The organism is Sphingobium limneticum, assembly GCF_008710155.1.
Lineage (GTDB): Bacteria > Pseudomonadota > Alphaproteobacteria > Sphingomonadales > Sphingomonadaceae > Sphingobium > Sphingobium limneticum.
Window position 1 is genome coordinate 78,837 of sequence record NZ_VYPZ01000002.1, and the last position, 12,609, is coordinate 91,445.

Genomic DNA, 12,609 nt, shown 5'->3' on the forward strand with positions numbered 1-12,609 from the left:
TGCCACGACAAAATTATTTTCCGCTCGTTGGGCGCCTATAAACATCCTGAAAATCAGGCACATGCGCCTTAAATGATGCGAAGATGAAGGTCCGGCGCCGCGCTTGTCTTCAATCTTGCATCCAACTGTCTTGATAGCGCCATATCAGCCCTTTCGACGAACGAATAAACGTTGAAAAGGGGTTTGTTTTCATCATGTTAAACCGATTCACTCGGGCGACGCTGCTCGCCGGGGCCGCACTTGCTTGCCTGAGCGCGCCGACCCTCTTCGCCCAGACCGCCACGCCCGATGCGACCGCCGCTGCCGACACGCCGGGCGACGCCGGCCTTGGCGAAATCGTCGTCACCGCGACCAAGCGTGAAACCAATCTTCAGGAAACGCCGATCTCCATGGCGGTGATGAGCACGGAGGCGCTCAAGGATCGCCACGTCTCCAGCCTTTACGATCTGGCCGATGGCGCCGTACCCTCGCTGCGCATCGCGACCTTCGAAGCGCGCCAGTCCGCGCTGACCATCGGTATTCGCGGCATCGTTCCGCTCGACGCCAACCAGCCCGCCCGCGAACAGGGCGTCGGCATCTATGTCGACGGCGTTTACATGGGCCGCCAGCATGGCCTCAACGCCGCACTGTTCGACGTCGAGCGCGTCGAAGTGCTCAAGGGTCCGCAGGGCACCCTGTTCGGCCGCAACACCGAAGGCGGCGCGCTCAGCATCGTCAGCAAGGCGCCGACCGGCGAATGGGGCGGCCGCGTGGAAGCGGGCGCGGGCAATTATGGCGGCCGCAACGCCAATGCCCATATCAACCTGCCCTCGATCGCCGGCTTCTCGGTCAAGCTGGACGGCGTGATCCAACATCAGGACGCCACGACCAAGAACCCGATGGCGGGTCAGGCCGGCTTCAACTATTATAACCGCAAGGGCCTGCGCGCCGCGGTTCGCTGGCAGCCGACCAGCAGCATCACCAACGACTTCTCCTATGATGTCGCGAAGGACGAAAATACGCCCTTCTACAGCCAGCTGCTGAACTACAACCCCAATGGCTGCGCCAACGGCACCCAGGCATCGCATGCCGCCTGCACCCTGCCCGGCACCGCCTACACCAACCTGACCGGCGGCCCGGTCAAGCCGCTGATGCCCGGCGTGGTCATAAACGGCGACACCCGCATGAAGACCGCCGACATCGGCGTGCCGCAGCAGGTCAGCGTCGACAAGACCCACGGCTTTACCAATATGCTGAAGTGGGAAGTGTCGCCGCAGATCGAACTGCGCTCCATCACCGCATGGCGCGGCGTGGACGCCACCCAGTGGGACAATAGCGGTGGCGCCCATCGCCCGCCGCTGGTCAGCCCGGCCCTTGGCAGCACCGCAGCCGGCTGCACCGCTGCCGCACCCTGCGCCTTCAGCCGCTACAGCCTGGCCGACCTGCGCCAGCGCCAGTTCAGCCAGGAACTTCAGGCCGTCGGCACCTTCGGCAATATCGATTATGTCGCGGGCCTGTTCTACTTCAACGAACATGTCAGCGATGACGCCGCCACCCCCAGCTCGATGGGCGCAGTCGCCATCCGCAACGCAGCGGGCGCCATCACCGGCTATAATTATGTCACCATCCCCTTCTGCACCGCATCCACCCCGGCCTTCGTCGGCTCGGCGGTCAATGGCTGCTCGATCGATCGCGCTTCGGAAGTCTGGTCGAAAAGCTATGCCGGCTATGGCCAGCTGACCTGGAACGCCACCGACGCGCTGCACATCACCGTCGGCGGCCGCTACACGCACGACAAGAAGAAGGGCGTGCTGCATTATTCGCGCAATGTGAATTACGACACCAACCCGCCTGCCGCCAGCGTCGGCTACCAGCCGCTCGATGCCAGCTGGAACCGCTTCAACCCGATGGCGACCGTCGCCTATGACGTCAGCAACGACCTGCACGTCTATGCGAAATATGCGACCGGCTATCGCGCCGGCGGCGCCAGCTCGCGCACGTCCAACTATCAGGCCTTCGATCCTGAAGACGTGAAGTCCTACGAAGTCGGCCTGAAGTCGGACTTCTGGAACAACCGCGCCCGCTTCAACCTGGCCGGCTACATCATGGACCGCAAGGACAGCCAGGTGGACATCAGCTCCATCCAGTTCGTCGGCGCCAGCAGCTTCAACAACCTGGTCACGATCAACGCGCCCGGCACCACCAAGATCCGCGGGATCGAGGCGGACCTGACGGTGAACCCGGTCGAAGGTCTGACGCTGAACGCCTCCTACGCCTACACCTATACAAAGATCCCGCCGGTGCTGATCACCGCAACCGCCGCAGCCGGTGGTTCGACCAGCGTCTATCAGAATTTCTACATCGTGTTCACGCCGCGCAACGCCGCGAGCGGATCGATCGACTATGCGGTGCCGGTCGGCGGCGGCGACACGAAGCTGAAATTCCACTTCGACGGCAATTATTCGCAGGCTACCCAAGCCTTCGACCAGTTCGCCACGAAGAATGACAGCTCGCTGATCTTCAACGGTCGCGTTTCGCTGGCCGATATCGGCACGGGCAACGGTCGCAACCTGACGCTCAGCCTGTGGGGCCGTAACCTGTTCAACGAACAATATGTGTTCCGCCGCGACCCGTCGAACAGCCTGCCTGCCGCGCCGACCAGCAGCGTGACCAGCGGCAGCATCGCCAATGTGCTGGGCGACTATGGCAACTTCAACGCGCCGCGCACCTACGGCGTGGAAGCCAGCTTCAAATTCTAAGCATTTTGAAGTCAGCTGGCACAGCTGACGGCTCGCAAAATGCGACCAACAAAAGACTGATCCTTCGGGACCAGTGATTTGCTCTGAACCGGCGTGGCGGCCAACCGCCACGCCGGTTTTTTATGTGGGAAAGGTCATAACGATACGCAGGCCCGGTCCTGCATCTTCCAACGTCAGGGCGCCGCGATGCAGCCGCACGATCGCATCGGCCAGCGGCAGGCCCAGCCCATGGCCCTTGCTATGCCGGCTCGCATCCGTCCGGCCGAACCGTCGCATCACTAGCGCCCGCTGATCCGGCGCTATGCCCGGACCATTATCTGCGATCGCCAGCCTGATCCCCGAACTCGCCTGCTCCAGCGACACCCGCACATCCGCCCCCATGGGCGTATGGCGCACCGCATTTTCCAGCAGGTTGACCAGCATCTGCGACAGCAATTGCCGGTCGCCTTCCAACTGCGCCGGCTCGTTCAGGATGATGGCGATGCGCTGGTCCTTCTCCGCTGCCGCCGGCCGGACCATCTCGACCATCTCCTCGACCAGCTGGTCCAGCGCGATCGGCCGGAACCCGGCCCGGCGCGCACCGCTTTCGATTTCGGCAATGCGCAGCATCGCCCCGAACATCGCCAGCAGCTCGTCCGCCTGCCCGATCGCCAATTGCAGCGCATCGCGCACCGGCTCCGCCACCTCCCGCTGCTCCAGCAATGCCAGTTCGCCGCGCAACCGCGCCAGCGGCGTACGCATCTCATGCGAGATATCGTTCGACACGTTGCGCACCTCGGCCATCAGCTGGCCCATGCGATCCAGCATGCGATTGAGCGCGCCGGCCTGCCGATCGAACTCGCCGCCATCCCCGACCAGCGGCACGCGGCGGGCGATATCGCCGTCGATGATCGATTCGGCAGTCAGGCGCATCTGCTCGATCCGCTCGCCGATCAACCGCCGGAACAGCAGCAGCCCGGCCAGCACGACCACCACGATCGCCCCGAAACCCGCAATATAAATGCGCCGCCGCATCGCGAAATAATCGTCGATCGGCTCGGTTTCGGCGAACACCGCCAGCCGCACCCCCTGCCCCAGGTCGCGCACCAGCACCCGGCCGGCGCTCAGCCCCTCGATCCGGTCGCGCCGGTCCAGCGCGGAAAAGCCCAGCGGCAATGGTCGGGTGAAGCGCACATTCCCCGCAATCCGCCGTCCCTGCGCGTCGGTCAGCAACATGCCAAGGTCGGCCGTGTCGCGCTCGCGCGCCATATCGGCGATCCGCGCCTGCCATTCCGCCTGGTCGAACGCCGCGCCCACCGGAGCGATGGCATGGCTTTCCGCCTCGACCCGCTCGTCCACCAGCGCCGTGACCATGGACAGCGTCGCAAAGAAGGTACCCAGTCCCGCCGCCATCGTCACGGTCAGGAACAGCGCCAGAAAGGCGATGGTCAGCCCGCGCAGCGATTGCGGACGCCACCTCATGCGCGCAGCAGATAGCCCATGCCGCGCTGCGTGCTGATCGGATCGTCGCCATGCTCGGTCAGCTTCACGCGCAGATGGCGGATATGGGCATCGACCAGATTGGTCGTCGGCATGAAGTCCAGCCCCCAGATCCGCTCGATCAGCATCGGCCGGGTGACGATCGTCCCCGCATTCCGCGCCAGTTCCAGCAACAGCTTGAACTCCGTCTGCGACAGGTTCAGCGGCCGTCCGTTCCGCCAGGCGCGCAGGCGCGACGGGCTGATCGTGATATCCCCGGCGCTCACCGTGTCGGATGGCTGGTCGGTCGTGCGGCGGGCGCGGACCAGCGCATTGACCCGCGCGTTCAATTCCAGCGGATCGACGGGCTTCACGACATAATCGTCCGCCCCCGCATCGAACCCTTCGACCTTGTCGAACACCTGCCCCAGCGCGGTCAGCATCAATACAGGCACGTTCATGCCCCCTTCGCGCAACTGGCGCAGCACGGTGATCCCGTCCACGCCCGGCATCATCCAGTCCAGGATGACGATATCGAACGCCTTCTGGCCGATGATCGCCAATGCACCCAGCCCGTCGTCGGCGGTTTCCACCTGATGGCCGAACTGCGTCAATTGCTCGGCCAGCTGCCGCTGCAACTGCCTGTCATCTTCGGCCAGAAGAACGTGCATGCCCATGAAATATACCGGTCCGATTCCAAGCGAGTGACTGTCGCCGACAGGATAGTGCCCCCCGCCCCCGATGACCATCCCGACACTGCCTTCCTTCTCGACTTGTCGCCGCTCCCCCGTCTAAGAAGGGGACATGATGAAGCTGTTCATTGGCAACAAGGCCTATTCGAGCTGGTCCCTGCGCGGTTGGCTGGCCTGCAAACTCTCCGCCCTCCCTTTCGAGGAAGTGGTCGTCCCTCTCTATGACGAGGCGTGGGAGAAACGGCGGGAGGGCGACGAGTTCGCTCCTTCCTCCGGAAAGGTGCCGATCCTGTGGGATGGCGACGATGTGGTGGTGTGGGACAGCCTGGCCATCGTCGAATATCTGAATGAAAAGACGGATGGCGACCTGTTCTGGCCGACCGATCCCGCCGCGCGCGCCATGGCCCGGTCCATGGCTGCCGAAATGCACAGCAGCTTCGCCGCGCTGCGCCGCGAGCACAGCATGAACATCCGGCAAATCTACCCCGCCACACCCCCGTCGGACGCGGTAGCGCAGGATCTGGCCCGCCTCATGCAGCTTTGGGCGCAGGCCCGCGCGCGTCACGGTGGCGAAGGCGACTTCCTGTTCGGGGCGTTCGGCGCCGTGGACGTAATGTTCGCGCCCGTCGTCACCCGCCTCATCACCTATCAGCTGCCCGTCGCCCGCTTCGCCGAAGCCTATATGCGCGCCGTCATCGCCCATCCCTGGATGCAGGAATGGATCGGCGGCGCCCAGGCGGAGGATTGGGTGATCGACCGGTTCGAAATCCCCCCGCAGGCGGTGTAACGCCCATGAGCGATACGCCCGAAATGCCCAAGGAGGCCGCGAAGGAGCGCGCAGCGGAAGCCGCCGCGATTCGCCGCCGCTGGATCACGCTGGGCGAAGTGCTGGCGGTGCTGGCCGTTTCCATTTCCGCCCTCACCCTCTATCTCAATTGGGCGGACAAGAAGGATGAACGCGCGGACAAGGCCGCCGAACGCGCCGCCGAAAGCCGCAAGGCGTCCAGCCGCGCCGCCATCCTGGTCCTGAACGCCGAGTCGGTGAAGGATGATCGGATCGCGCTCAAAACCGCCGATCCCGACCAGCTGATCCAGAGCCAGACCATCATCTTCCCCCGCGCGCTCGGCATCGCGCCGGTCGACACCACCGGCGACCCGCGGATCGAGGCCGGCTGGTTCGAAAGCGCGCTCAAGAAAGCGCGGGCCAAGGCGAAGCTGCCCGACGACAGCGTGGGCGACGAGCGGCTGCCGGTCGTCATCACCACCCGTTTCGTGGTGGGCGGCGACGCGCATGAAAATGTCGCGCTCTACGATATCGGCTATGGCATCAAGGGCGGCTGGATCGCAGGGCACAGCGTGGCGCTGCGCGGCATTTCGCGGGTCGCAACCGTCAAGGCCGACGCCGCCCAGCCAAGTGCCGATGCGCGCTGGGCACGCCTCACCAAAAGCTGAAGTTCACGCCCTGAAACCCGAAACCCGCTTGTGTTACGCCCCTGAAACGGCTGGAAGGCAAGGCGCAGGGTTGCATATTATAAGGATAAGACGGGCGCCATGAGCGTGTTGGGATCGATCGACCTCTTCCATGCCGTGGCCGGGCTGCTGGTCGGCGTGCTGGTGGGCGTCACGGGCGTCGGCGGCGGATCGCTGATGACGCCGCTGCTGGTGCTGATGTTCGGCGTCAGTGCCAAGACCGCCGTGGGCACCGACCTGCTCTTCGCCGCCCTGACCAAGATCGTCGGGTCCGCCGTCCATGGCAAGCGCGACACGATCGAATGGCCGATCGTCCGGCGCATGGCGGCGGGCAGCGTACCGGCCGCGCTCGTCACGTTGGTCGTCCTGGGATGGATCGGCGATGTCGGCAAGTCGACCGAACATATCATCCTCATTTCGCTCGCCTCGCTGCTGGCGCTGACGTCGGTGGCGGTGATCGGCCGCAAATGGCTGTTCCGCCATCGCGGCGACCTTGGCACCACCCATTCGGCCGGCACGATCCTCTACGGCACCACGGCGCTGGGCGCGCTGATCGGCGTGGCCGTGTGCCTCTCTTCCGTCGGCGCCGGGGCGATCGGCGTGACGGTGCTGCTCATCCTCTATCCCCGCCTGCCGGTCGCCCGCATCGTCGGGTCCGACATCGCGCATGCCGTGCCCCTGGCGCTGATCGCCGGCACGGGCCACTGGCTGATGGGCGACGTCAACGGCATATTGCTGATGAACCTGCTGATCGGCTCCATCCCCGGCGTGATCGTGGGCAGCTACCTCTCCTCCCACGCCCCGGACAAGGTGCTGCAACCGCTGCTGGCGGGTGTGCTGGCCCTGTCCTCCTGGCAGCTGTTCGTCAAAGCCCGCACGCCCGACCCGGTGCGGGTCGAAGCCCCCGCGCCAATCCAGCCACATTAACCATCCCACCCACCGTTCGCTTCGAGCAGGTTCGAGCCTGTCGAGAACCGTCCGTCGAGAAGTCCGCGCTAACATTCTCGATACGTCTTCTCGACTACGCTCGAAGACTACTCGAACCGAACGGATGTGGAGAAAAACAGAAAAAGCCCGGCCGCTCCATAAGAGCGCCGGGCCTTTCTGTGTCCATCGGGACGATCGGTGATTAGCCGACGATTTCTTCCGGCTTGAAGAAATAGGCGATCTCGATCGCAGCATTTTCTTCGCTGTCCGAACCATGGACCGAATTGGCTTCGATCGATTCGGCCAGTTCCTTGCGGATGGTGCCGGCGTCGGCGTTGGCGGGGTTGGTGGCGCCCATGATGTCGCGGTTGCGCTTCACGGCGTCTTCACCTTCCAGAACCTGCACGACGACCGGGCCGGAAATCATGAAGGCGACCAGGTCGGCGAAGAAGGGGCGTTCCTTGTGAACGGCATAGAAGCCTTCGGCCTGTTCGCGGCTCATGCGGATGCGCTTGGAAGCGACGATGCGCAGACCGGCCTCCTCCAGCATCTTGGCGACCGCGCCGGTCAGGTTGCGACGGGTCGCGTCGGGCTTGATGATCGAAAAGGTGCGCGTGACGGCCATGGCCCTCGAAACTCCAGATTGTTGGGAATAAAGTTGCGCGGCCTTTAGACGCGCCCGCGCCGGGCCGCAAGGGGGCTTCGCTTATGTGCGTAGGTAGGTCGTCAGGCCGTTCGGGCGGAGCCGAGAAGCGTGATGTTCGAGCACCGGAGCGCAGCGTACTTCAAGTATGTGAGCACCGGAGCGCAGAATAGCGCGCTTCGCAGGCCCGGCTGGGCGGCCTGAGGGCCTGCCTACGGCCCTTGAACCCATTTGCGGCCATCCTGCCGCCAGAAGCGCGGCTCTACGCCATTGGCCTTGCTCAGCACCCGCCAGCTCGCCCGCGCACCATCGATCGTGTCGGCGTCGAAGAAGTAGAAGGCGCGCTCGAACCCCAGCGCCTCGTCGCGCCAGACGCCATCGGCCAGCGCGATATGCCGCGCGCCATTGCCCGCGTCGCAGGTCGCGCCGAGCAGGATCGGCTGATGCGCCTCGCCGCCTGCACCCGCCCGGCCATGCGCCAGAAAACTCTCCGGCGCCCCAGCCCAAAGCCCCGCGGAAATCCGCTCCAGCCGATCATCCTCCTGCGCCACCACCAGCAGCCGCGCGCCCAGGCCCAGGATACGCGCCGCGATCGCGGGCAGCACCTGGTCCACGGGATCGCGGCTCAACTGGTAGAAATCGACCTGCATGGACGATACCCTTGTAAATAGAAGTTCGTCATCCCCGCTTGCGCGGGGATGACGTTTATCCTTACGCTTCGAACTTATCCGCCACGAACCGGTCGATCAGGCGCACGCCATAGCCGGTCGCGCCTTTGTCCCATGTCGCGCCGGGCTTGTCCGCCCACACCATGCCGGCAATGTCCAGATGCGCCCATTTCACGCCATCCTCGATGAAGCGCTTGAGGAACTGCGCCGCTGTGATCGACCCGCCGAACCGCGGGCCGATATTCTTCATATCGGCGATCGGGCTGTCGATCAGCTTGTCATAGGCCGGCGACAGCGGGAAGCGCCACAGCGGATCGCCCGCCGCCTGCCCCGCCGCGATCAGGTCGCCCGCCAGACCGTCGTCGTTGGAGAAGATGCCCGCATATTCCGTACCCAGCGACACGATGATCGCGCCAGTCAGCGTGGCCAGATCGACGATCACTTCCGGCTTGTAGGTGCGCTGCGCCCAGGTCAGCGCATCGCACAGCACCAGCCGCCCTTCGGCGTCGGTGTTCAGCACCTCGATCGTCTGACCCGACAGGGACGTCACGATATCGCCGGGACGCTGCGCATTGCCGTCGGGCATATTCTCGACCAGGCCGCAGATGCCAACCACATGCGCCTTCGCCTTGCGTCCGGCCAGCGCCTTCATCGCGCCGGCGACCGCGCCCGCGCCGCCCATGTCCCACTTCATGTCTTCCATGCCGGCGGCCGGCTTGATGGAAATGCCGCCCGTGTCGAACGTCACGCCCTTGCCGACGAAGACGACCGGCTTGTCCGACGTGCCGCCGGTGCCGTCCCATTCCATCGCGATCAGCCGGGCTTCGCGCACCGACCCCTGCGCCACGCCCAGCAGCGACCCCATGCCCAGCGCTTCCATCGCCGCCTTGTCCAGCACGGTGATCTTGATGCCCAGTTCACTCAGATGCTGGCAGCGTTCCACGAAGCTTTCGGGATAGAGGATGTTCGCCGGCTCCGACACTAGTTCGCGGGTGAAGGCCACGCCCGACGCGATCGCCGCCTGCTTGTCCCACGCCGCGTCCGCACCGGTCGCCACCAGCGTGACGGTCTTCAGCGTGGGCTTGGCCTTTTCGGCCTGGCGCGTGCGATAGGTATCGATCCGCCAGCCGCGCAATTGCACGCCCAGCGCCAGATGCGCCGCCTGCTCGGCGCTCGCCCCGCCGAAAAATTCCACGGCGGCATGAGTCGCGCCGCTATTGTTCAGCTTGGCGGTCAGCGCTGCGCCGGCCTTTTCATAGTCCTGCTCGCTGCCGGCCCCCACGCCCAGCAACAGCACGCGCAGCGTCTTGCCGCCTTCCTCGACGAAGCTTTCGAAGCTCGTGCCGACCTCACCGGTGAAGCGCGACGCGGTGGCACCGGCGGCCAGAACGGGCGCAGCGGCCAGCGGCAGGGCGTCGAATCCGCCCTTGGGCACGACGAAGGCCAGCGTGTCGGCTTCGGGACGGGTCGGGCTGAACTGGATATCCATCGGGGTTCTTTTCCTCTTGTCTGATGCGGCGCGCACCGCTCTTGTCTGCCAGATAGTGCGGCTTTCCCCGTCTGGCAAAGCCGTTCGACCGATTTTCCCATGGCCAATGCACGACGGGCGATTGCCGACACGGCTTGTGTGCGATAGGCGGGTCAGCCTGATGCGCCTGTCTATTGAGGCACCACTGCTTGCAAAACGCCCTGTTCTCCCTTTCCTTCCGTGCCGCCCTGCTGGGCACCGCTGCGCTTGGCGCCGCGCCGGACCTGTTGGCCCAAGAGCTCAACGAGCCTGCCGCGCCGATCAGCGCGCCCGACGCACCCACGCCGGAAAATGACGACCAGATCGGTTTTGCCGCCGACGCGCTGCAATATGACAGCAATAGCGAGGTCGTGACCGCCAACGGCAATGTGCAATTGCTGCGGGAGGGCAATCGCCTGCGCGCGGACAAGGTCGTGTGGGACCGCACCAGCGGCAAGGTGGAGGCGCAGGGCAACGTCTCGATCATCGATGCCGACGGCAATATCGCCTATGGCGATCGCTTCGACGTCACCGACACGCTCAAGGACGGCGCGGTCGACAATATGCTGCTGGTGCTGCAGTCCGGCGGTCGCCTCGCCTCGGTCAAGGGCACGCGGGTCAACGGCGTCTACACGCTCAATCGCGCCACCTATACCGGCTGCGCGGTGGAAGACAGCGACGGCTGCCCCAAGGAACCCACCTGGCAGATCAACGCGATCAAGGTCGTCTACGACCCAACCCGCGAACGCGTCACCTATACCAACGCCAATATCGAACTGTTCGGCCTGCCGCTGATCCCGCTGCCCGGCCTGTCGCATCCGGTGGGCGAAGGCGGCGGCAGCGGCCTGCTGGTCCCCAATCTGCGCTACGACCGCAATAATGGGTTCGAAGCGGCTCTGCCCTATTATTTCAAACTGGCGCCCAATCGGGACGTCACCATTACGCCGCACGTCTATACCGGCGTCCTGCCGATGCTGGAGGCCAACTACCGCCATCTCTATGATCGCGGCGCCTACACCGTCACCGGCTATGCCACCTATGGCCGCCGCCTGGGCATCGGCAGCGACGCGGTTTCGACCAACGCCGAAAAGGATATTCGCGGCTATATCGACGCCAGCGGCAAGATGCAGCTGTCGCCCGAATGGAGCCTGGACGGCTCGATCCGCCTCGCCACCGACCGCACCTTCCTGCGCCGCTACGATATCAGTCGCGAAGATCGCCTGCGTTCGACCATCGGTGCGCAGCGGATCGACGACAAAAGCTATCTGTCGATTCGTGGCTGGGCGGTCCAGACGCTGCGTCAGGGCGATTCGCAGGGGCAGACGCCGATCGCGCTCCCCCTCATCGATTATCGTCGCCGGATCGCCGACCCGCTGCTGGGCGGCGTGCTGCAATTGCAGGCGAACACGCTGGCCATCACCCGCACCCATGGGCAGGATACGCAGCGCGCCTTCGTCGGGGCCGAATGGAATCTGCGCAAACTGACCGGCTTGGGTCAGGAAGTGACCTTCACCGGCTATCTGCGCGGCGACGTCTATCACAGCAGCGACAATGCGCTGACCTCCGTGGTCAGCTATGCCGGCGATCCGGGCTGGCAATCGCGCGGCATCGCGGCGGCGGCCATCGACATGCGCTGGCCATTCATCGGCGAAGCGTTCGGCGGCGTCCAGCGTATCGCCCCGCGCGTTCAGATCGTCGCCTCGCCCAAGATCGCCAACCTCTCCCTCCCCAATGAAGACGCCCGCGCCGTCGATCTGGAGGACAGCAATCTTTTCGCGCTCAACCGCTTCGCCGGCTACGACCGGTTCGAGGATAGTTCGCGCATCACCTATGGCCTGGAATATAGCCTCGACCTGCCCAATTTCTCGCTTCAGAGCATCGTGGGTCAAAGCTATCGCCTCGACAGCCGCGAAAGCATCCTGCCCGACGGTACCGGCCTGTCCGATCGCACGTCCGACATCGTCGGCCGCACCACTGTGCGCTACAAGGATTTCATTGCGCTTACCCACCGCTACCGGCTGGACAAGGATAATCTGTCGGTCCGCCGGAACGAGATCGACACGACGATCGGCAGCAAGAATACCTATGTCATGGCGGGCTATCTGCGGCTCAACCGCAACGTCATGTCGGGACTCGAGGATTTGCAGGACCGCGAGGAAATCCGCCTCGGCGCCCGCGCCCAGTTCGCGCGCTTCTGGTCCGTCTTCGGTTCGACCGTCATCGACCTGACCGATGCGAAGGAAGATCCGATCAGCGAAGCCGACGGGTTCGAACCTGTCCGCCACCGCCTGGGCTTCGCTTATGAGGATGATTGCCTGACCTTGGGCTTCACCTGGGTCCGCAGTTACCAGACCAATGGCGACGCGCGAAAGGGCAATGGCTTCCAGCTACGTCTAGCTTTCCGCAATATTGGTATATAAGGAACAGGCTCCTGCATCCCCGTCAGGGCCGGTTAAGGCGGACCAGCGCATCATGTGCGGGTTCGTATTGGAGATTATTGCCGACG

Annotated in this window: 10 protein-coding genes; 5 read left to right on the forward strand and 5 right to left on the reverse strand. The window is 64.6% G+C overall.

Annotated features, from left to right (window positions below; genetic code table 11):
- Nucleotides 1-194 precede the first annotated feature (194 nt).
- Nucleotides 195-2,738, forward strand: coding sequence for a TonB-dependent receptor (locus F4U94_RS02815; RefSeq protein WP_120249296.1), 2,544 nt, complete (start codon nucleotides 195-197; stop codon nucleotides 2,736-2,738).
- A gap of 120 nt (nucleotides 2,739-2,858) precedes the next feature.
- On the opposite strand, the gene F4U94_RS02820 is transcribed toward F4U94_RS02815, so the two are convergent.
- Both F4U94_RS02820 and F4U94_RS02825 read right to left on the reverse strand, forming a co-directional pair.
- Nucleotides 2,859-4,199 carry a sensor histidine kinase gene (locus F4U94_RS02820; protein WP_120249295.1) on the reverse strand — a complete coding sequence of 447 codons (1,341 nt, stop codon included), beginning with the start codon at nucleotides 4,197-4,199 and terminating at the stop codon, nucleotides 2,859-2,861.
- Complete coding sequence (locus F4U94_RS02825) at nucleotides 4,196-4,867, reverse strand: response regulator transcription factor (RefSeq protein WP_120251926.1); 672 nt, start codon at nucleotides 4,865-4,867, stop codon at nucleotides 4,196-4,198. The genes F4U94_RS02820 and F4U94_RS02825 overlap by 4 nt, the downstream gene beginning before the upstream one ends.
- Nucleotides 4,868-5,000: 133 nt before the next feature.
- On the opposite strand from F4U94_RS02825, the gene F4U94_RS02830 reads away from it, so the two are divergent.
- From F4U94_RS02830 to F4U94_RS02840, 3 genes are all read left to right on the forward strand, one after another.
- Nucleotides 5,001-5,675, forward strand: a complete 675-nt coding sequence (locus F4U94_RS02830) for a glutathione S-transferase family protein (protein ID WP_172598740.1) — start codon at nucleotides 5,001-5,003, stop codon at nucleotides 5,673-5,675.
- 5 nt (nucleotides 5,676-5,680) lie between these two features.
- The gene (locus F4U94_RS02835; RefSeq protein WP_120249294.1) at nucleotides 5,681-6,340 is read left to right on the forward strand and encodes a hypothetical protein; all 660 of its coding nucleotides are present in this window, start codon (nucleotides 5,681-5,683) and stop codon (nucleotides 6,338-6,340) included.
- A gap of 99 nt (nucleotides 6,341-6,439) precedes the next feature.
- Nucleotides 6,440-7,285: a sulfite exporter TauE/SafE family protein gene (locus F4U94_RS02840; RefSeq protein ID WP_120249293.1), complete on the forward strand. Its 846-nt coding sequence runs from the start codon at nucleotides 6,440-6,442 to the stop codon at nucleotides 7,283-7,285.
- Nucleotides 7,286-7,487: 202 nt separating this feature from the next.
- Here F4U94_RS02840 and ndk read toward each other — a convergent pair whose 3' ends face one another.
- From ndk to F4U94_RS02855, 3 genes are all read right to left on the reverse strand, one after another.
- Nucleotides 7,488-7,910 (reverse strand): nucleoside-diphosphate kinase, encoded by a 423-nt coding sequence (ndk, locus tag F4U94_RS02845; RefSeq protein ID WP_093010670.1) that lies wholly within the window; start codon nucleotides 7,908-7,910, stop codon nucleotides 7,488-7,490.
- A 230-nt stretch (nucleotides 7,911-8,140) separates the two neighbouring features.
- Nucleotides 8,141-8,578 (reverse strand): DNA polymerase III subunit chi, encoded by a 438-nt coding sequence (locus tag F4U94_RS02850; RefSeq protein WP_120249292.1) that lies wholly within the window; start codon nucleotides 8,576-8,578, stop codon nucleotides 8,141-8,143.
- A 61-nt stretch (nucleotides 8,579-8,639) separates the two neighbouring features.
- On the reverse strand, nucleotides 8,640-10,085 hold the full coding sequence (locus tag F4U94_RS02855; protein ID WP_120249291.1) for a leucyl aminopeptidase: 1,446 nt from the start codon (nucleotides 10,083-10,085) through the stop codon (nucleotides 8,640-8,642).
- A gap of 188 nt (nucleotides 10,086-10,273) precedes the next feature.
- Here F4U94_RS02855 and F4U94_RS02860 point away from each other — a divergent pair, with 188 nt between their 5' ends.
- A complete protein-coding gene (locus F4U94_RS02860) occupies nucleotides 10,274-12,523 on the forward strand; it encodes an LPS-assembly protein LptD (RefSeq protein WP_120249290.1) in 2,250 nt (749 codons plus the stop codon).
- Nucleotides 12,524-12,609 lie beyond the last annotated feature (86 nt).